General features: G+C 71.4%; 15 protein-coding genes. 3 read left to right on the top strand and 12 right to left on the bottom strand.

What is annotated here, in order from left to right; translation table 11 throughout:
* Positions 1 to 38: 38 nt before the first annotated feature.
* On the bottom strand, positions 39 to 1,064 hold the full coding sequence (locus ABZW14_RS14795) for a putative sulfate exporter family transporter (protein ID WP_355345481.1): 1,026 nt from the start codon (positions 1,062 to 1,064) through the stop codon (positions 39 to 41).
* A gap of 145 nt (positions 1,065 to 1,209) precedes the next feature.
* Here ABZW14_RS14795 and ABZW14_RS14790 point away from each other — a divergent pair, with 145 nt between their 5' ends.
* Together ABZW14_RS14790 and ABZW14_RS14785 are read left to right on the top strand one after the other, a co-directional pair.
* Positions 1,210 to 2,994 carry a hypothetical protein gene (locus ABZW14_RS14790; RefSeq protein ID WP_355345478.1) on the top strand — a complete coding sequence of 595 codons (1,785 nt, stop codon included), beginning with the start codon at positions 1,210 to 1,212 and terminating at the stop codon, positions 2,992 to 2,994.
* 17 nt (positions 2,995 to 3,011) lie between these two features.
* Positions 3,012 to 4,019 carry a glycosyltransferase family 2 protein gene (locus tag ABZW14_RS14785; RefSeq protein WP_355345475.1) on the top strand — a complete coding sequence of 336 codons (1,008 nt, stop codon included), beginning with the start codon at positions 3,012 to 3,014 and terminating at the stop codon, positions 4,017 to 4,019.
* 72 nt (positions 4,020 to 4,091) lie between these two features.
* Here ABZW14_RS14785 and ABZW14_RS14780 read toward each other — a convergent pair whose 3' ends face one another.
* The gene (locus ABZW14_RS14780) at positions 4,092 to 4,430 is read right to left on the bottom strand and encodes a rhodanese-like domain-containing protein (protein WP_355345472.1); all 339 of its coding nucleotides are present in this window, start codon (positions 4,428 to 4,430) and stop codon (positions 4,092 to 4,094) included.
* Between the two features lie 34 nt (positions 4,431 to 4,464).
* Between ABZW14_RS14780 and ABZW14_RS14775 the strand changes: the two genes are divergently transcribed.
* Positions 4,465 to 5,106, top strand: coding sequence for a TetR family transcriptional regulator (locus ABZW14_RS14775; protein ID WP_355345469.1), 642 nt, complete (start codon positions 4,465 to 4,467; stop codon positions 5,104 to 5,106).
* 9 nt (positions 5,107 to 5,115) lie between these two features.
* Here the strand turns inward: ABZW14_RS14775 and araA are convergent, their stop codons facing one another.
* The 10 genes from araA to ABZW14_RS14725 all read right to left on the bottom strand — a co-directional run bounded on the left by araA (position 5,116) and on the right by ABZW14_RS14725 (position 18,993).
* Positions 5,116 to 6,618: an L-arabinose isomerase gene (gene araA, locus ABZW14_RS14770; RefSeq protein WP_355345466.1), complete on the bottom strand. Its 1,503-nt coding sequence runs from the start codon at positions 6,616 to 6,618 to the stop codon at positions 5,116 to 5,118.
* Positions 6,619 to 6,644: 26 nt separating this feature from the next.
* On the bottom strand, positions 6,645 to 7,634 hold the full coding sequence (gene yjfF / locus ABZW14_RS14765) for a galactofuranose ABC transporter, permease protein YjfF (protein WP_355345463.1): 990 nt from the start codon (positions 7,632 to 7,634) through the stop codon (positions 6,645 to 6,647).
* Positions 7,631 to 8,701: an ABC transporter permease gene (locus ABZW14_RS14760; RefSeq protein WP_355345460.1), complete on the bottom strand. Its 1,071-nt coding sequence runs from the start codon at positions 8,699 to 8,701 to the stop codon at positions 7,631 to 7,633. The genes yjfF and ABZW14_RS14760 overlap by 4 nt, the downstream gene beginning before the upstream one ends.
* Positions 8,698 to 10,239 (bottom strand): sugar ABC transporter ATP-binding protein, encoded by a 1,542-nt coding sequence (locus ABZW14_RS14755; protein ID WP_355345457.1) that lies wholly within the window; start codon positions 10,237 to 10,239, stop codon positions 8,698 to 8,700. Before ABZW14_RS14755 ends, ABZW14_RS14760 begins: the two co-directional genes overlap by 4 nt.
* A gap of 112 nt (positions 10,240 to 10,351) precedes the next feature.
* A complete protein-coding gene (locus tag ABZW14_RS14750) occupies positions 10,352 to 11,344 on the bottom strand; it encodes an ABC transporter substrate-binding protein (RefSeq protein WP_355345455.1) in 993 nt (330 codons plus the stop codon).
* Positions 11,345 to 11,476: 132 nt separating this feature from the next.
* Positions 11,477 to 12,169 (bottom strand): L-ribulose-5-phosphate 4-epimerase, encoded by a 693-nt coding sequence (locus ABZW14_RS14745; RefSeq protein WP_355345452.1) that lies wholly within the window; start codon positions 12,167 to 12,169, stop codon positions 11,477 to 11,479.
* On the bottom strand, positions 12,166 to 13,845 hold the full coding sequence (gene araB / locus ABZW14_RS14740; protein ID WP_355345449.1) for a ribulokinase: 1,680 nt from the start codon (positions 13,843 to 13,845) through the stop codon (positions 12,166 to 12,168). The genes ABZW14_RS14745 and araB overlap by 4 nt, the downstream gene beginning before the upstream one ends.
* A gap of 267 nt (positions 13,846 to 14,112) precedes the next feature.
* Positions 14,113 to 15,099, bottom strand: a complete 987-nt coding sequence (locus tag ABZW14_RS14735) for a LacI family DNA-binding transcriptional regulator (RefSeq protein ID WP_355345732.1) — start codon at positions 15,097 to 15,099, stop codon at positions 14,113 to 14,115.
* Positions 15,100 to 15,354: 255 nt separating this feature from the next.
* Positions 15,355 to 16,878: a non-reducing end alpha-L-arabinofuranosidase family hydrolase gene (locus ABZW14_RS14730; protein WP_355345446.1), complete on the bottom strand. Its 1,524-nt coding sequence runs from the start codon at positions 16,876 to 16,878 to the stop codon at positions 15,355 to 15,357.
* A gap of 285 nt (positions 16,879 to 17,163) precedes the next feature.
* Positions 17,164 to 18,993 (bottom strand): CocE/NonD family hydrolase, encoded by a 1,830-nt coding sequence (locus ABZW14_RS14725; RefSeq protein ID WP_355345443.1) that lies wholly within the window; start codon positions 18,991 to 18,993, stop codon positions 17,164 to 17,166.
* Positions 18,994 to 19,184: the final 191 nt, after the last annotated feature.

Raw genomic sequence — 19,184 nt, 5'->3', positions numbered from 1 at the left:
TCACAGGTGCTGCACCGTCCGGCCCGTCCCGCACCTCGTCATCGAGCCAGCAGGAACTGCAGGCCCAGGCTGGTCGCGCTGACCGCGGCCCAGAGGATCAGGCCGAGCAGCAGCGGCCGGGCGCCGGTGCGGCGGAGGGCGGCCACGTCGGTGGAGAGGCCGACGCCGGCGAGGGCGACCGCGATGAACAGCAGCGCCGCCTGGTGCAGGGCGGCCTGCGCGGTGGCCGGGATCAGCCCAGCGGTGTTCAGGGCGGCCACGGCGAGGAAGGCGACCAGGAACCAGGGCACGAGGGAGGCGGCGAGGCGGGCCTTCGAGGTCTCCGGCAGGTCCGCGCCGCGGCGGGTCAGGGTGGTGAGGACGAGGACGACCGGGATGATCATCAGGGTACGGACGAGCTTGACGACCACGGCGTATCCGGCGGCGTCCGGGCCGTACACGCCCGCGGCGGCCACCACCGAACTGGTGTCGTTGACGGCGGTGCCCGCGAAGAGCCCGAACTCGTGCGCGCTCAGCCCCAGCGCGTGCCCGAGCGGCGGAAACACCAGCACGGCCGCCACGTTGAAGAGGAAGATCGTCGAGATCGCGTACGCCACGTCGTTGCTCTTCGCCCGGATCGCCGGTGTCGTGGCCGCGATGGCGGAGGCGCCGCAGATGCCGGTGCCGACACCGATCAGCGTGCGCAGATCGCGGGGAACGCCGAGCCGCCGCCCCACCGACCAGGCCAGCAGCAGGCACACCGCGAGCGTGCCCAGCATCACCGGCAACGACCCCGCGCCCACCGACAGCACCTGCCCGAGCGACAGCTGAGCGCCGAGGAACACGACCGACAACTGCAGCACCGGGCCCTTGGCCAGGTTCAGCCCCGGCGCCATCGCCGCGGACCGGCGCCGCGTCAGCGGGCTCAGCAGGACCCCGGCGACGACGGCGAAGACGGGGGCGCCGACCACGGGTACCAGCGTGCCGGCGACCGTCGCGGCGAGACCCAGCAACACCGCCGCGCCGAGCCCGGTGGCCCTGACGGGCGTGCGGCGACGGCTGGGCGCGTCAGCAAGAACGATCACGGTTCCAGGCTTCGCGCGGGAGGTGGTCTCCGGTAGCCGGCATTCCCGGACCGCAGTCATAGCCAACGCCTATGGCCGGCGTCCCGGGTCCACATCTCGGACCACCCGTCGACAACGCGCCCAACATCGAGGATCATGCATATTCATGTCCACCCGAGCCGCCGACGGCCCGCCGGCCGCCGCGCGCGACGGCCACCCCCCGGCCCCCGCCGCGCCCCACCGTGACCACCTGGCCCGGTGGCGTTGGTTGCGCCACGAATGGACCGCCGCGGCGGTCGGTGCGCTGCTGCTCGCCGTGGTGCTGACCTGGCCCACCATGCGGCATCCGGCGAGCACGGTTCCGGGCGACCTCGGCGATCCGACGTTGCAGGCGTGGCAGGTGGCCTGGTCAGGCCACGCCCTGCTGAGCCACCCGTTCGACCTCTGGCACTCGAACACGTTCTATCCCGAGAGGTACACGTTCGCCTACAGCGACACGCTCCTCGGGTACGCCCCGCTGGGTGCGCTCGGCTCGGGCTTCGAGGCCGCCCTGGTCCGCTACAACGTCCTGTACGTGCTGGTGCACGCGTTGGCGTTCGTCGGGGCGTACGCGCTGGTCCGGCAGCTCGGCGCGGGCCGTTGGGGCGGCGCGGTCGCCGGGGTCGCGTGGGCGTACGCGCCGTGGCGGCTGGCGCACGCGGGTCACCTGAACATCCTGTCCAGCGGGGGGATCGCGCTGTCCCTGGCGATGCTGGCGCGCGGTCACGGCTGGTCGTTGCGGCACGGGTACCGCCCGGAGCGGCGCCGGCCGGGGTGGGCACTGGGCGGGTGGATCGTCGCCGCCTGGCAGGTCAGCCTGGGCTTCGGCATCGGGCTGCCACTGGTCTACTTCCTGCTCGCCGTGGTGCTGGTGGCCGCCGGCAGCTACGGCTGGTCGTGGTGGCGGCGACGGGAGCGGCTCCCGTTCGGCCGCCGGTTGCTGCTGGCGGATCTGGCCGGCGGGCTCGTGTTCGGCGCGGTCACGCTGCTGCTGGGGCTGGTCTACCTGCGGGTCGTGGACCTCAATCCGCAGGCCGTGCGATCCCTGGACTGGACGGAGATGTTCTCGCCGCCGCTGATCGGCTTCGTCACCGCTCCGGCGGACTCCTGGTTGTGGGGTGAGCCGCACGCGGCGGCCCGGGAACAGTTGTCCTGGCCCCCCGAGATGGCGTTGCTGCCCGGGATGGCCCTGATCGGGATGGCCATGGCGGGCCTGTTCGTCTCGGTCTACCCGGTCCGGCAACGGGTCGCGCTGGGGCTCGGCGTCCTCGTGACGGTGCTGCTGGGCCTCGGCGCCACGCTGGGTGGCGACGGCGACCCCGGCTACCTCACGCTGTCCCGGCACCTGCCCGGCTGGGACGCGCTGCGGACACCGGGCCGGATGATGCACTGGACCAGCCTGCTGCTGGCGGTGCTGGCGGCCGGGCTGGTGACGACGTTCGCCGAGCCGGCGCGACGAGCGCCCACCGGCAGGTGGACCCGGGTCCTGGCACCGGCGGCCCTCCTGGTGCCGCTGGCCCTGGTCGCGGTGGAGGGGGTCAACCGCACGCCGCACCCGGTGGTGCCGCGGCCGCCGGCCGCGATGCGGGTGGCGGAGGAACCTGTCCTGCTGCTGCCGATCGGCGGCACGAACGATCTGCACTACATGCTGTGGACGACCGACGGGTTCCCCCGGGTGGCCAACGGGCTGGCCGGCTTCGAGCCGGTCAGCCTTGCGCAGACCCGGGTGGCGGCGACCTCCTTCCCCGATCCGGCCAGCGTGGCCTACCTGCGCGGGATCGGGATCCGGTCGGTGGTGGCCCTGCCCGACCGGGCGGCCGGTACGCCGTGGGAGGGCATCGCGGCCCGGCCGGTCGACGGGCTGGGCATCACCCGGGAGGAGCGCGATGGCGTGCTGGTCTACCACCTCTGACCGGGCGGGGTGACGACGTGCGGCTGTCGGTGGTGGTGCCCTGCTTCAACGAGGAAGCGTCGGTGGAGGGGCTGCACCGGGCGGTGACCGCCGCGCTGGCCGAGTTGTCCGACGTCGACGTCGAGGTGGTCTACGTCGACGACGGGAGCGCGGACGGCACCCTCGTGGCGCTGCGCCGGCTGGCCGCCCGCGACCCGTCGGTGCGGTACACGTCGCTGAGCCGGAACTTCGGCAAGGAGGCGGCGATGCTGGCCGGCCTGGAGCGTGCCACCGGGGACGCCGTGGTCATCATGGACGCCGACCTCCAGCACCCGCCGCGGTTGCTGCCCGACATGGTGGCGCTGTATCGCCAGGGGTTCGACCAGGTGATCGCCCGCCGGGACCGGCATGGTGACCGGTTCCTGCGGATGCTGGCCTCACGGTCCTTCTACCGGGTGGTCAACTGGTGGATCGACGTACGGCTGCTGGACGGGGCGGGTGACTTCCGGCTGCTGTCCCGCCTCGCGGTGGACGCCGTGCTGGCCATGCCGGAATACAACCGGTTCTCCAAGGGGCTGTTCTCCTGGATCGGGTTCCGGACCGTCGTGGTCGCGCACCGCAACGAGACACGCCAGGCCGGCCGGAGCCGGTGGACGTTCGGCAAGCTCTTCAACTACGCGTTCGACGGTCTCCTGTCGTTCAACAACCGGCCGCTGCGACTGGCCATCTACGGCGGCCTGTTCCTCACGCTGATCGCGCTGGGCTACATGATCTGGGTGGTGGCCGACGCCGTCGAGAAGGGCATCGACGTCCCCGGCTACACCACCATCATCGTCAGCGTGATCGGCCTCGGCGGGATCCAGATGATGATCCTCGGCGTCATCGGGGAGTACATCGGCCGGATCTACTACGAGACCAAACGCCGGCCGCACTACCTGATCCAGGAGACGGAGGACCTGCAACGGATGCCGGCCCCCGAGGACCTCCCCCGGCACGACCGCCTGCGCCGCGCCGCCGACCGGTCCGTGCGGGGCGAGACGCCCTAGCCACCGGAGGAGGATCCGGCGGCGCGGGCGGATCGCGCGGGGAGGTCGCGGGCACGACCTCCCCGCGCCGGCTCAACGGGTGAGCGCGCCGGACTCGGTGGGCAGGCCGGCGCCCACCCAGTCCTCGATGCCCTCGGCGTACTTGCGGACGTCCGTGTAGCCGAGCGCGGTGAGGCGGTCGGCCACCCGGCCGCTGTTCGGGCAGGCCGGGTTGGAGCAGTAGGTGACGATGGGCGCGTTGCGGTCCGGCAGCAGCTCACCGGCGCGCTCGTCCACGTCGGCCTCGACCAGCGGGATGGCGCCGGGCAGGTGCTGCCGGGCGTAGTAGTCGCCGCCGAGAGCGTCGACGACCGTCACGGTCCCGGCGTCGACGGCGGTGCGCAGTTCCTCGCGGGTGATGCGGGCAGTCATGACAACCTCCAGAGAAGTGGACTACAGTCCGTTTATGCCTCGGAACGATAGCGGACCGCAGTCCGCTTACGCCACTCCCCCGGCCGAACTCGTCGAGTTGCGTACGACACCCCCGCGCGAGCGGGCGGACGCCGCCCGCAACCGCGCCGCCGTGCTGGACGCCGCCGCGGCCCTCTTCCGCGAGCACGGCGTCGAGGGCGTCTCCATGGAGGCGGTGGCCGCCGCGGCGGGAGTGGGCAAGGGCACCCTGTTCCGGCGCTTCGGGGACAAGGCGGGGCTCGCCACCGCCCTCCTCGACACCCAGGAACGCACGCTGCAGGAGGCGATCCTGTTCGGTCCCGCGCCGCTCGGGCCCGGTCCGGCCGGGGCGTCGCCCCCGGCACGGGACCGCCTGCACGCCTTCGTCGAGGCGTACCTGGACTATCTGCTCGGCCACCTCGACCTGGTCCGGATCTCGGAGACCGCCGCGCCCGGCGCCCGCTACCGGATCGGGGCGTACCGGTTCTGGCACCGGCACGTGACCCTGCTCCTCGCCGGCCGTCCGGATCCGGCCGCGGACGCGCACGCCCTGCTCGCGACGCTTGCCGCCGAGCATGTGCGCGCCGTCCTCGACGACATCGGGGCGGACCGGCTACGGGCAGCGACCCTGCGGCTGGCTGCCGCCCTGGCCACCTGACCGCCCGCCTCAGAACCCCCGCGCGAGCCGGTAGTACGCCTGGTTCCAGCGGATCTCCTCGGCGAAGCGGCGCGGGTCCGTGCCGGCGTCGATGACGAGCAGCTCGGTGCGGCTCATCTCGGCCAGGTCGTGCAGCTCCTCCACTCCCACGGCCTGCGAGAGCACGGTGTGGTGCGGTGCGCCGGCGGTGATCCACGCCTCGGCGGAGCCGGCCAGGTGCGGGCGGGGGCGCCAGACGGCCCGGGCGACCGGCAGCCGGCGCAGCGGTTGCGGCGGCGCCACGACGTCGACCTCGTTGGCGACGAGGCGGAACCGCTCGCCCATGTCGGCCAGGCCGAGCACGACCGCGGGACCGGGCCGGGCGTCGAAGACGAGCCGGACCGGGTCCTCCCGGCCGCCGATGCTCAGCGGATGGATCTCCACCGAGGGCACGTCCGCGGCGATGCTCGGGCACACCTCCAGCATGTGCGCGCCCAGGACCAGTTCCCGGCCCGGGGCGAGGTCGTAGGTGTAGTCCTCCATGAAGGAGGTGCCGCCGTCGACGCCGACCGCCATCGCCTTGAGCGTGTGCACCAGGACGGAGGTCTTCCAGTCGCCCTCCCCGCCGAAGCCGTAGCCGTCGGCCATCAGTCGCTGCACCGCGATGCCGGGCAGCTGGCGCAGGCCGCCCAGGTCCTCGAAGTTGGTGGTGAAGGCGCGGAAGCCACCTGCTTCGAGGAAGGCGCGCAGGCCGAGCTCCAACCGGGCGGCGTAGCGCAGCGAGTCGTGCCGGTCGCCGCCGGGCCGCAGCCCGGGCACCATGCGGTAGCTGTCGTCGTACTCCTTGATTAGCTCGTCCACCTGGGCGTCGGTGACCTCGCCGACCACCTGGACGAGGTCGTTCACCCCGTAGGTGTTCACCGAGACCCCGAAGCGCAGCTCCGCCTCCACCTTGTCGCCCTCGGTCACCGCCACGTCGCGCATGTTGTCGCCGAAGCGGGCCAGCCGCAGGGACCGCATCGCCGACCAGCCGATCGCCGCCCGCGCCCAGGCGCCCACCCGCGCCACCACGCGCGGGTCGGTGACGTGCCCGGCGACGGTCTTGCGGGCCACCCCGAGGCGCGTCTGGATGAACCCGAACTCCCGGTCGCCGTGCGCGGCCTGGTTGAGGTTCATGAAGTCCATGTCGATCTCGTCCCAGGGCAGCCGGACGTTGGCCTGGGTGTGCAGGTGCAGCAGCGGCGTCCGCAGCGCGTCCAGGCCGGCGATCCACATCTTCGCCGGCGAGAAGGTGTGCATCCACGCGATCACGCCGACGGCTCCCTGCGCGGCGGCGTCGCGGCAGACCCGCAGGATGTCTCCGCTGGTGGTCAGGACCGGCTTCCAGACGACGCGCGCCGGGATGTGCGGCGAGTCGTCGAGCGCCGCCGCGATCTGCCGCGACTGGTCGGCCACCTGGCGAAGGGTGTCCTCGCCGTACATGGCCTGACTGCCGGTCAGGAACCAGATCTCAGGCCCAGCGTGCGATGCCATGGGGTTGCCTTCCGCGAGATGGTCGGTCACTTGTAGCGGATTCCGATCAGACGTTGGAGCAGGATGAACGCGAAGAGCAGGCCGCCGATCACGATCTTGGTCCACCAGGAGTTGAGGCTGCCGTCGAAGGTGATCAGTGTCTGGATGACGCCGAGGACCAGCACGCCGAGCACGGTGCCGAAGACGTAGCCGGAGCCGCCGGTGAGCACGGTCCCGCCGATCACCACGGCGGCGATGACGTCCAGCTCCATGCCGACGGCGATCAGCGGCGCGCCGGAGAGGGTGTAGAAGGAGAGCAGGATGCCGCCGATCGCCGCGCAGAGACCGCTGACGGTGTAGACGGCGATCCGGGTCCGCCCCACCGGAAGCCCCATCAGCAGCGCCGACTGCGGGTTGCCGCCGATGGCGTACACGTTGCGGCCCAGCCGGGTGTAGGCCAGCGTGTACGCGGCGACGGCGACCACCGCGAAGGCGATGAGCACGCTGATCGAGACGAAGTTGCCGCCGGGGTCGCCGATGCGTTGCTGTGACATCCTGGTCCAGAACCCGTCGGTGATCGGGATCGACGAGCCGCTGATGAACGTGCACATTCCGCGGGCGAAGAACATCCCGGCGAGGGTGACGATGAACGGCTGGATGTCGAAGAAGTGGATCACGCAGCCCATCAGGAACCCGAGCGTCGGCCCGATGAGCAACGCGATGAGTAGCACCAGCGCGGCGGGCAGCCCCTCCCGCAACAGGAACGCCGACACCATCGCGGTCATCGCGACGACCGAGCCGACGGAGAGGTCGATGCCGCCGGTGAGGATCACGAACGTCATCCCGACCGCGACGACCAGCAGGAAGCCGTTGTCGATGAAGACGTTGAAGATCACCTGGATGTTCGAGAACGCGCGGTACTGGGAGACGCCGACGCCGTACAGGACGAGCAGCAGCGCGAGGGTGGCCAGGACCGGGACGTGTCGGCGCGGCAGCCGCGACCAGGTGCGGGTGGCCATGAGGGACAGGGTCGTCATGCCGGCACCTGCTCCTTCGGCTGCTCGGCCAGGGGGGTGGGGGCGGCCGCCGGGGCCCGGCGTCGGGCGAAGCGGGCCCGGAAGCCCGGCGCCTGGATGAGGCAGACCGCGATGACCACGACCGCCTTGAACAGCAGCGAGGTCTGGGGCGAGATGTTCATGGCGTACACCGTGGTGGTGAGGGTCTGGATGAGCAGCGCGCCGAGGATGGTGCCGCTCAGGGAGAACCGGCCGCCGGCGAGCGAGGTGCCGCCGATGACCACGGCGAGGATGGCGTCGAGCTCGACCCAGAGGCCGGCCGCGTTGCCGTCGGCGCTGGACACGTTGGCGGTCATCATGAAGCCGGCGACCGCGGCGCAGGCCGCGCTGATCACGTAGACGAGGAACGTGATCCGCGCGGACCGGATGCCCGCCAGGCGGCTGGCCCGGGCGTTGCCCCCGACCGACTCGATGATCAGGCCGAGGGCGGTCCGCCGGGTCACCGCGGCGACCAGCAGGGCCACGGCCAGGGCGAGGAAGATGGCCAGCGGCAGGGTCAGCAGGTGACCGACGCCGATGGCCTTGTACGGGCCGGAGTTGATGGTCAGGATCTGCCCCTCGGTGATGAGCTGGGCGAGGCCCCGCCCGGCGACCATGAGGATCAGCGTGGCGATGATCGGCTGGATGCCGATGACGGCGACCAGCACGCCGTTCCAGGCGCCGAGCACCAGGGCCACCCCCAGCCCCAGGGCCAGCGCGGTCAGCACGCCGCCGACGCTGTTCTGGTCGGGCTGCCGGCTGATGTGGAGACAGGCGATGGCGCCGCTGATCGCGCAGAGCGAGCCGACCGACAGGTCGATGCCGCCGGTGGCGATCACCAGCGTCATGCCGAGCGCGACCAGGATCAGCGGTGCGCTCAGGCGCAGGATGTCGATGAGGCTGCCGTACAGGTGCCCGTCGCGCATCTGCACGGACAGGAAGCCGGGACGGTAGACGGTGTTGGCGACCAGCAGGACGACGAGGACGACGACCGGCCAGAAGAGCCGGTGCGCCGCCAGCGCCCGATAGCCGGCGCTTCGGTTGCTCATGACGGCACCCCCTCGTGCCCCGCGCCGGCGGCGATGCTCTGCATGATCCGGTCGGCGTCGACGGTCTGGTCGTTGGCGAATTGCGCGACCATCTCGCGGTCGCGCATCACGGCGATGGTGTGGCTGAGGCGGAGCACCTCCTCCAGCTCGGCGGAGACGAACAGCACCGCCATGCCGCCGTCGGCGAGCTGGGCGACCAGCCGCTGGATCTCGGTCTTCGCGCCGATGTCGATGCCCCGGGTCGGCTCGTCGAGGATCAGCAGGCGCGGCTCCGTGATGAGCCAGCGCGCGAGCAGCACCTTCTGCTGGTTGCCGCCGGAGAGGTTGCCCACCGGGATGTCGGGGTCCGCCGGCCGGATGCTGAGGGACCGCACGTAGCGGTCGACCAACTCGTCCTGCCGCCGGCGGGGCACGGGCCGCAGCCAGCCCCGGGCGGCCTGCAGGGCGAGGATGATGTTCTCCCGCACCGAAAGGTCGGCGACGATCCCCTCGGCCCGCCGGTTCTCCGAGCAGAAGCCGATGCCGTGGCCGATGGCGGCCACCGGCGTACGCAGCGACGTGGGCGTGCCGTGCACCCGGACGCTGCCGTGGTCGGCGCGGTCGGCGCCGAACAGCAGCCGCGCCACCTCGGTACGGCCCGAGCCGAGCAGGCCGGCGAGGCCGACCACCTCCCCCTCCCGGATGGCGAGGCTGAAGGGAGCGACCGCGGACCGGCGGCCCAGCTCGCGCACGTCCAGCAGCGGCGTGCTCGCCCCCGAGGGGTCGGCGTCCTGCCGGGACTGCTCGTCGAGCCGCTCCAGCACGCGCAGTTCCTTGCCGATCATCTTCTCCACCAGGCTGAGCTGGGGCAGCTCGCTCGTCGCGTACTCGCCGACGAGCTGGCCGTTGCGCAGCACCGTGATCCGGTCGGCGATGCCGTAGACCTGGTCGAGGAAGTGGGTGACGAACAGGATCGCGATGCCGTCGTCGCGTAGCTGCCGCATGACCCGGAACAGCTGCGCGACCTCGCCCGCGTCGAGGCTGGAGGTGGGCTCGTCCAGGACCAGCACCCGGGCCTCGATGTCGATGGCGCGGGCGATCGCCACCATCTGCTGCACGGCCAGCGAGTAGCCGCCGAGTTGTGCGTTTACGTCGATGTCCAGGTCGAGCCGGGCGAGCAGGCCGCGGGCCCGGCGGCGCATCTCACCCCACCGGACGGCGCCGAGCCGGCGTGGCTCCCGGCCGATGAAGATGTTCTCCGCCACGGAGAGGTTGGTGCAGAGGTTGACCTCCTGGTAGACGGTGCTCACCCCGGCGGCGGTGGCCTGCATCGGGCCGGCGAACGACACCTGCTCGCCGCCGAGCGTGACCGTGCCGTGGTCGGCGCCGTAGACGCCGGTCAAGACCTTGATCAGGGTGGACTTGCCGGCGCCGTTCTCGCCCATCAGGGCGTGCACCTCGCCGGGGAAGAGGCGGAAGTCCACGGTGTCGAGCGCGCGTACCCCGGGGAAGGACTTGCTGATCCCGGTCATCGTCAGCACTGGATCGCTACCTGTCATGCCACCGGGCCTTTCTGGTCGGTGCGGCCGTGCGCGGTGTCGGCGCGGCGGCCGGGCCTTGGGGCCCGGCCGCCGCTTCCGGGACGCCGGGGCCCGGCCTCCGCGGTCGGAGTCAGTACTTGCGGTTCGGGAGTGCTTCCTTCGCCTGCTCCTGGGTGAAGGTGGTCTCCTGGGTCTCGATCCGGGCGGGGACCTCCTCGCCGTCGTGCACCTTCTTGACCAGGTCCATGAGCTGGGGACCGAGCAGCGGGCTGCACTCGGCGATGAAGTTGAATTTGCCGTCGGCGAGGGCCTGCATGCCGTCCTTGACCGCGTCGACCGTGATGATGGTGATGTCCTTGCCAGGCATCTTCCCGGCTGCGGTGATCGCCTCCAGCGCGCCCAGGCCCATGTCGTCGTTGTGCGCGAACAGCACGTCGATCTTCGGGTTGGCCTTCAGGAACTGCTCCATCACCTGCTTCCCGCCCGCACGGGTGAAGTCACCGGACTGCGAAGCGATGATCTTGAGGTTCGGGTTGGCCGCGATCGCCTCGGCGAAGCCCTTCTTCCGGTCGTTCGCCGGCGCCGAACCGGTCGTGCCCTGCAGCTCGACGATGTTGACCGGGCCGGCGGCCGCCTGCTCCTTCTGCACCAGCCACTCCCCCGCGAGCCGGCCCTCCTTCACGAAGTCCGATCCGAGGAAGGTCTTGTAGAGGGACTTGTCGGCCGAGTCGACCGACCGGTCGGTGAGGATGACCGGGATCTTGGCGTCCTTGGCCTCCTTGAGGACGGTGTCCCATCCGGACTCCACCACCGGCGAGAAGGCGATCACGTCGACCTTCTGCTGGATGAAGTTGCGGATGGCCTTGATCTGGTTCTCCTGCTTCTGCTGGGCGTCGTCGAACTTCAGGTCGATCCCGGCCTCCGTCGCGGCCTCCTTGATCGAGGTGGTGTTCGCCGTACGCCAGCCGCTTTCCGCGCCGACCTGGGAGAAGCCGAGTGTGATCTTGTCGTCGCCGCCGCCGTTGCCGCCCGTGTCGCTGTTGCCGCAGGCCGCCGCGCCGGTGGCGAGCAGCGCGGCGGTGAGCACCGCGATGACCTTGCGGGACCGCGGGTGTGTCCTCATTCTCTTCACCGCAAATCTCCTCGGGGTAAGCGTTCTGAGAGGCCGCGCGCCCCCGTGGACGCACGGCCTGCGCTGGTGGTGGGTGGTGCGACGCGACCGGTCCGGGGAACGGCCGCGCGATCGGGGCGGCCGTCAGGGGCTCGCCGGTGAGGGGGGTCGCTGTCCGTAGACGGTCTGGTAGCGGTGGTGCAGGGCGTCGACGTCGGCCGCCGCCATCGGCAGCGGCGCGCCGAGCGCCCGGGCCAGGTGCGCGGTGCGGGCGATGTCCTCACACATCACCGCGGCCTTCACCGCGGCGCGGGCGTCGCGGCCGATGGTGAAGACGCCGTGGTTGCGCATGAGCACCGCCGGCGAGCGGTGCCCGGCGAGGGTCGCCACGATCCCCTTGCCGATGTCGTCGCCGCCGATCAGGGCGAACGGGCCGATCGGGATCTCACCGCCGAACTCGTCGGCCTGGGCCGTGAGGTGGCAGGGGATCGGCTCACCGCGGGCCGCCCAGGCCGTCGCGTACGCGCTGTGGGTGTGCACCACGCCGCCCACCTCGGGCAGGGCGCGGTAGACGTAGGCGTGGGCGGCGGTGTCGCTCGACGGCGTGAGGTCACCCTCGACCACGACGCCGTCGAGGTCGCACACGACCATGTTCTCCGGGGCGAGGTCGTCGTAGTCGACGCCGCTCGGCTTGATCACCATCAGGTTGTGGCCGGGCACGCGGGCGGAGACGTTGCCCGCCGTCCAGGCGACCAGCCGGTGGCGGGTGAGTTCGCCGTGCAACCGGGCGACGCTCTCCCGCAGCCGCCGGAGCTGCTGATCGAGCTCGGCGCTCATGCGACCACCTCCATCGGGGGGACCGGTGCCGCCGTCGACTCGACGGCGGCGTTGCGGATCGCGCGCAGGCGGGACATGACGTCGCTGCCGCCGCGTCCGAAGTGGTCGTGCAGGGACCGGTACTCGGCGTAGAGCGCGTCGTAGGCCCGCGCCCGGTCGGGGTCCGGCCGGTAGGTGTCGCGGTCGACCCGGCCCATCGCGGCCGAGGCCGCGTAGACGTCCGGGTAGGCGCCGGCGGCGACCGCTGCGTGGATCGCCGAGCCCAACGCCGGTCCCTGCGCAGACCCGATGAGGCTCAACGGCCGGTTGGTGACGTCGCTGTAGATCTGCATGAGCAGCCGGTTGGCGGTCAGGCCGCCCGCCATCACCAGCTCCCGGACCGGCACCCCCGCCGCGACGAACGCTTCGATGATCATGCGGGTGCCGTAGGCCGTCGCCTCCAGCAGCGCGCGGTAGACGTCCGCCGGCCGGGTGGCCAGTGTCAGCCCCACGACGAGGCCGCTCAGGTCGTGGTTGACCAGCAACGAGCGGTTGCCGTTCCACCAGTCCAGCGCGATCAGCCCGTGGGCGCCGACCGGCTGCGCCGCGGCCAGCTCGGAGAGGCGCTGGTGCGAGTCCGCGCCGGCCGGCGCGGCGTGCTCGACGAACCAGCCGAAGATGTCGCCGACGCCGCTCTGACCGGCCTCGTACCCCCAGGCTCCGGGGCTCAGTCCACCCTCGACGACGCCGCACATGCCGGGCACCTCCGCCAGCTCGGCGCCGTTGACCACGTGGCAGGTGGAGGTGCCCATGATGGCGACCAGGTGGCCGGGCACCAGGGCCTGCGCGGAGGCGGCGGTGACGTGGGCGTCGACGTTGCCGGCCGCGACGGCGATGCCCTCGGGCAGCCCGGTCCAGGCCGCGGCCTGGGCGGTCAGGCCACCGGCCCGGGCGCCCATGGGCAGCAACGGGCCGTCCAGCTTGTCGACGAAGTCGGCGAACCCCGGGTCGAGCGCGGCCAGGAAGTCCCGGGACGGGTATCGGCCGTCCTGGCGGATCCCCTTGTAGCCGGCGGTGCAGATGTTGCGCGTCTCCGCTCCGCACAGCTGCCAGACGATCCAGTCGGCCGCCTCGACGAACCGCGCGGCGTGGCGGTAGGTCTCCGGGTCCTCGTCGAGGAGTTGCAGGCCCTTGGCGAACTGCCACTCGGCGGAGATCTTGCCGCCGTACCGGTGGAGCCAGGTCTCGCGGCGTTCGCGCGCGAGGGCGTTGATCCGGTCGGCGTGCGGTTGCCCGGCGTGGTGCTTCCACAGCTTCACCCAGGCGTGCGGCCGGTTTCGCAGCTCCGGCACCTCGCAGAGTGGGGTGCCGTCCACCAGGGTGGGCAGGACGGTGCAGGCGGTGAAGTCGGTGGCGACACCGATCACCCGGGCCGGGTCGACCCCGGCGGCGGCCACGGCGGCCGGCACCGCGTGGCGCAGCACGTCGCGATAGTCCTCGGGGTCCTGAAGGGCCCAGTCGGGCGGGAGTGGCACCCCGCCCGGGAGGCTGGACTCGATCACCCCGTGCCGGTACGCGTGGACCGCGGTGCCGAGTTCCGCCCCGTCACCGACCCGGACCACCAACGCCCGGCCCGACAGTGTCCCGAAGTCGATCCCGACGACGTAGCGGTCCCCCGCTCCGTCCACACCCACCATGTCCACCTCCGCGTGCCGTGGGTCACATTGTTAGCGCTCACATCGGCGGCGGTCAAGATGCGACGGCAACAGTCCGGTAACACGGAGGTGATGGCGCCGGAAGCACAGCACGCCGGGGTCATCCGTCGCCTGTGAACGATCACATCTGACGCCAGCCAACCGGTCCCGAGTGGCTGAACGCCGAAAGGCCGGCACCCCCGCCATCACCTGGGAGTGCACCGCCCCGCCGGTCCGGCGCGACCTGCGGCCGCCCCCGGCCGCGCGAGGTCACCGGGGCGGGGCGGCCACGCTCTGCCGGGAGATGAGGGTCGGCGCGACGGTCTGCCGCAACTCGCCGACCGCACCCGACTCGATCTGCGCGAGCAGCAGGTCGAGGCTGGCCTGCGCCACGGCGGCGAAGTCCGGCCGGACCGTGGTCAACGGCGGGATGAAGTACGCCGCCTCCGGCACGTCGTCGAATCCCACCACGCTGATCTCGTCGGGCACCCGTCGGCCGTACTCGTGCAGCGCCCGCAGCACGCCCAGCGCCAGATGGTCGTTGGCCGTGAAGATCGCGGTCACCTCGGGCATCCGCGCCAGCATCTGCCCGCACCGGTAGCCCGACGCCGCCGACCAGTCCCCCGGCACCAGGGGTGGCACCTCGGCCCCGGCCGCACGCAACGCCTCCCGCCAGCCCTCGATGCGCCCGGCGCTGTCGAACCAGTCGGCCGGGCCGGACACGTGCCACACCGTGCGGTGCCCCGCCTCCAGCAGGTGCCGCGTGGCCTCCCGCGCGCCCGCCTCCTGGTCCACCGTCACCAACGGGACGGGGCGGCGGGGATCGCCGTCGACCGTCACCAGCGGGACGTCCTTCGGCAGGTGCTCCAGCGCCTCACCGGCCGACTCGACCGGAGCGATCACCACGATTCCCGCCACCCGGTGCGCCAGGTGCCGCTCCACCGCCGCGGAGATGGAAACCCGGTCCAGGTCCCGCACGCTGCCCACGGTGACCGCGAAACCCTCCTCGGCGGCGGTCTGCTCCAGCGCGGCCAGCAACGACGCCGGGCCGTACAGGGTGGTGTTCTGCGCGACCACCCCGATGACCTGCGATCGGCCGGTCACCAGGGCACGAGCGGCCCGGTTCGGCCGGTAGCCCAGCTCGGTGATCGCGGCCTGCACCCGCAGGCGCGTCTGCTCACGGACGTTGGGATGCCCGTTGAGCACCCGCGACACGGTCTGATGGGAAACCCCCGCAAGGCGGGCCACGTCCGTCATCGCGGGACCCCGCACGGCCCTCACCCTCCCCGCCAAGCCCCGGCCGCGCTCCGGCGGTCGACGCCGGAGCGGCCGGACGCACCATCCCCAGCCCTGCACCCGGCCTGGCCGAGCGTCCAGGGCAGCCCGGCACGAGGCCAGCGCCAGTGTACGCCCAGGCCCGATCCCGCCCGCCGAAGCAGGCGTCCCGGTAGCCGGCGCCGGGCGGGCCCGGCCGTGCACCGAGCCCGCCCAACCTCACCCTGTGTCACGCCACTAACGCTGCAGCGTCAGGACGCCCGGCCGGTACGGCAGGAGGCCGTAGTCGCCGCCGGAGTTCGGGGCACGCCCCTGGTAGAGCAGCTGAAGGTTGCAGGGATCGATGGTCATGGTCTGGTCGGGGTTGTTGCGCACCAGATCCCCGTGACTGATGTCGTTGGTCCAGGTGGCGCCGCTGTTGGCCTTGCCCGCGAAGGGGCTGCTCTCGCTAGCGGCCTGCGGCGTCCAGGAGCCGCCCAGGCTGCTGGCCGTGAACGAGCGGAAGTAGCGGCCCTGCGAGCCGATCGCCTCGACCAGCATGAGGTACTGGTTCTGGCCCTGGACCTTGTAGACCTGGACCCCTTCGAAGAGGTTGTTGGTCGAGTCGCTCATGATCACTGTCGATGACGTACCGAAGCTGCCCGGGAAGTTCCCGATGGGCATGCTGGCCCGGTAGATCTTGCCGTTGTCCCCGGCGAAGAACAGGTACATGGTGGTGCTGTCACCGATGAGCGTCTGGTCGATGGGTCCCGTGCCGGAACCCGAGATGCTTCCGGCGAAGAGCGTCTGCGGCGACGACCACCCGTTCACATTGGTGGGGTCGCTCGACGTCCGGTAGGAGAACGCGGTACCGCCCCACTGGTAGGCGAGCACCCAGATGTTCTTCGGGGCGAAGTAGAACAGTGTCGGCGCGACAGCGGCGAACGGCATCGCGTTCTGGCCGGCCGAGGCCATGTCGGACCAGTTCGTGAACGGGCTGAAGTTCATCGAACCCCACGACGTTCCGGTGTCGTGCGTCGTGGCGTAGACGAGGTGCCGGCCGTTGTGCACCACGTTGGTGAAGTCCTTGAGCGAGACCCACCCGGACCTCGGGTTCGCCAGGGCGCCCGTCGACGACCAGCGGTACGTCGACGGGAGGGTGCACGAGCCGTTGGGCGGCGGCGTGGTGGGGTTGCTCCCGCCGTCGACCCGGACGAGCTGCCACTGCTGGTTGGGGCCGTTCCAGTCGTCGTACTGCACGATGCTTCCGCCGTCGGCGGTCGAGGCGCCCTGCACCTCCACCACCTTGTTGCTATTCCGGTTGATCAAGCGGACGTACCCGCTGTCGGAGTCGGCCAGCCGGAACTGTTGGTTGGCCTGGTTGCCGTCGGTCCACTGCACCACGTTGGCGCCGTTGGCGGTCGACCAGTTGTAGACGTCCAGCACCTTGCCGGACAGCCGTGACCGCAGCCGGTAGTAGCCGCCGCCCGAGTCCACGAACTGCCACTGCTGCTGGTTGCCGTTGTTCCGGGCCCACTGCACGATCCGCGCGCCGTCGTTCGTGGCGAGGTTGTACACGTCCAGGGCCTTGCCGCTGTTGCGGTTGAGCAACACGTACCAGGCGCTCGTGTCGACCGTCGCCGCGTTGGCGGGTGTCGACACGGCCACCGCGGCGGCACCACCGACCACCACCGCCGCCACGGCGGCGGCGACGAGCCGCGGCAGCCACCTGGGCCGTCGCGGCGGCGGCGCGAGAGCTGGGGAACTGTCAGAGGCAGGCATGATCCTCCTTCAATGACCAAGAGTGGAACGGTCCACCGGGACGGGCGGACCGCGACGCATGGCCGTACCTCCATCAGTGTTAGCGCTAACAGGATGGAGGCATGCCCTGGCCAATGCCCGATCCGAGGTTCCTGACGAGCCAGGCCTACCCGGTAAGCCACCGGCTCGTCGCCCCTCAGTCATCGACTGTGAGCGATAACATCTGGTTCGTCAAGTCAGGCGCCGCACCGGACACAGCCGGCTGCCCGGCACCCGCCGTGCGGGTGCCGGGCAGCCGGTGGGTGGTCAGCCGTGCTTCGAAACGCTCAGCGGGAAGGTGGGGGCGCCGACGTCGTCGAGGGTGATCGTGTTCGCCGCCACGTACTGGTCCAGGTACGGCGACCGGTCACCCTGGGTGGGCGTGTCGAACCGCGGGTCCTGCACCTCCACGGCGAGCCGCGCGTCGGTGACCGTGATCGTCTGACCCGAGGGAACGGGACGCCAGCCCCGTGAGGCGATGGTGCCGATCTGAACCCCGAGCCGGTGTCCCGGCGTGAAGGTCCAGTCCGTCGCCTTCAGGGCGAACGAGGTCGATCCGCTGTGGTCCAGCACCGCGACGTTCTCGTTGAACATCGTCGCCCTGCCGTCGGGAGCGACGTCCCACAGCCGCACCCAGACGTTGCCCTCTCCCCGGGTCTTCAGCGTGACCTCCGGCGTGCCCGTGATCCGCACCTGCTCGGACGCGGACGTGGAGAAGGTCCAGTAGCTGCTGCCGGGCGTGTCGGCGTCGACCGGAGCCGCCTGGTCGGCCGTCAACGACCCGGTTTCCGGCGCGTACTCGATGTCCGAGCCCGGGACCTCCGGCGCCGCCGTCGACAGCGCGGTCCGCTGCGTCTGGGCGCCGTTGTCGACGTACCGGCCGGGCGACAGCTTCGCCTTGTACGCGTCGTTGGTCACCGGCCAGGTCGGCTGGGCGCGCCAGTTCCCGAGGCTGTCCTCGACGGAGAACGCCGGGTCGGCCACCGTCGGTTCGATGCCGCGCAGGTGCTGGTCGTAGAACCGCATCACCTCGTCGAACCAGCCCGCCCGGCCCATCTTGAGCTTGCCCTGACCGTTGGTCTCGTTGCCGCGCACGTGCTCCCACTGGCCGAGCCAGCCGCGCTCCGGACCCTGGTGATTGGCCAGGTACTTCTGCATCTCCTCGGGCTTGGTGTTGTCCTCGATGAAGCCCGATGTGACGAACAGCGGCGTCTGGGAGCCGGCGGCACGGGAAGCGAAGTCACGGGCACGCCAGAACGCCGACTTCGGGTCGGGGTCCTGGGTGTTGGTGCGGTTGTCGCTCTCGCACTCGGGGTGGTTCTTCTCGTACTCCGCGTTCGCCTTGTAGTGGTCGCTGTCATCGGCCAGCGGCCGCATCGTCGCGATCGAGTAGTAGCTCCGCGGGCTGCTGGTCGCGTTGGAGCGCGGCACTCCGTTGCTGAACAGGTAGTTGTACCTGTTCCACGTCGGTTCCTGGGCGACGATCGCCCGCAGGGGCGGGAGCTTGAGGACGTTGGCCGCGAGCCCGGTGTTGGCGTCGTACGACTTGCCGTACATGCCCACCCTGCCGGTCGACCACGGCTGGCTCGCCGCCCACTCGACGGCCGCCGTGATGTCGGCCTGCTCCCCCGGGCCGAGGAAGTCCAGGCAGCCCGTGCTGCCCCCGAAGCCGCGCAGGTCGACCATCACGAAGGTGTATCCACGCTCCATGAGCCGTGCGCCGTCGATCAGGTCCTGGAAGCGCGCCGACGGTCCGACCCGGTCCCACCCGGCGGGAGAGGTCTCCCCCGCGTGCGAGATGTACGGCCCCACCGACAGGATCACCGGCGTCTTAGTCTCCGGCGACAGGTGTGCCGGACGCAGCACGTCGGCGTGCAGCTCGACGCCACTGCCGTCCGAGGACGGGAAGTACGTCTCCGTCCACGCCGCGCCCTCGGGAACCCGTGGGTTCTCCTCGTGCGTGATCGGGGCGTCCGCAGTCACCGACGCCGGAGCGGCCTGCGCCGCCGACGGCAGGGCGCCCGTGGTGAGGCTCGTGATGATGGCCAGTGCACCGACCGCCGCAACGGGCGAGACCGGTCTCCTCCGAAGGTTCATCCATCCTCCACCCAACTCCAGACGAGGTCGCCTGGTCAGCCATCGAGGCTAGTGATCTTCGGCGGTCATCGACCCCACAGTTATCTCCCCGTGACCTTTCCGGTCCTCTGCCGGTCCACGTCGGACGGCCGCACTCAAAAGTTCCTCAAATTGACCGCCGACCATGCGCCCGCGTGCGGCCACCGACCTAG

It is taken from the genome of Micromonospora sp. NPDC004551, assembly GCF_040609975.1.
Classification (GTDB): Bacteria; Actinomycetota; Actinomycetes; order Mycobacteriales; family Micromonosporaceae; genus Micromonospora.
Note: the sequence above shows the minus strand (reverse complement) of the source record. Positions and strands in the feature narration are given on the sequence as shown.

Excerpts from the sequence above, each read along its gene's own strand:
- ABZW14_RS14790 (WP_355345478.1), top strand. The coding sequence starts at position 1,210 with ATGTCCACCCGAGCCGCCGACGGCCCGCCGGCCGCCGCGCGCGACGGC.
- ABZW14_RS14780 (WP_355345472.1), bottom strand. The coding sequence starts at position 4,430 with ATGACTGCCCGCATCACCCGCGAGGAACTGCGCACCGCCGTCGACGCC.
- ABZW14_RS14775 (WP_355345469.1), top strand. The coding sequence starts at position 4,465 with ATGCCTCGGAACGATAGCGGACCGCAGTCCGCTTACGCCACTCCCCCG.
- araA (WP_355345466.1), bottom strand. The coding sequence starts at position 6,618 with ATGGCATCGCACGCTGGGCCTGAGATCTGGTTCCTGACCGGCAGTCAG.
- yjfF (WP_355345463.1), bottom strand. The coding sequence starts at position 7,634 with ATGACGACCCTGTCCCTCATGGCCACCCGCACCTGGTCGCGGCTGCCG.
- ABZW14_RS14760 (WP_355345460.1), bottom strand. The coding sequence starts at position 8,701 with ATGAGCAACCGAAGCGCCGGCTATCGGGCGCTGGCGGCGCACCGGCTC.
- ABZW14_RS14755 (WP_355345457.1), bottom strand. The coding sequence starts at position 10,239 with ATGACAGGTAGCGATCCAGTGCTGACGATGACCGGGATCAGCAAGTCC.
- ABZW14_RS14750 (WP_355345455.1), bottom strand. The coding sequence starts at position 11,344 with ATGAGGACACACCCGCGGTCCCGCAAGGTCATCGCGGTGCTCACCGCC.
- ABZW14_RS14745 (WP_355345452.1), bottom strand. The coding sequence starts at position 12,169 with ATGAGCGCCGAGCTCGATCAGCAGCTCCGGCGGCTGCGGGAGAGCGTC.
- araB (WP_355345449.1), bottom strand. The coding sequence starts at position 13,845 with ATGGTGGGTGTGGACGGAGCGGGGGACCGCTACGTCGTCGGGATCGAC.
- ABZW14_RS14735 (WP_355345732.1), bottom strand. The coding sequence starts at position 15,099 with ATGACGGACGTGGCCCGCCTTGCGGGGGTTTCCCATCAGACCGTGTCG.
- ABZW14_RS14730 (WP_355345446.1), bottom strand. The coding sequence starts at position 16,878 with ATGCCTGCCTCTGACAGTTCCCCAGCTCTCGCGCCGCCGCCGCGACGG.
- ABZW14_RS14725 (WP_355345443.1), bottom strand. The coding sequence starts at position 18,993 with ATGAACCTTCGGAGGAGACCGGTCTCGCCCGTTGCGGCGGTCGGTGCA.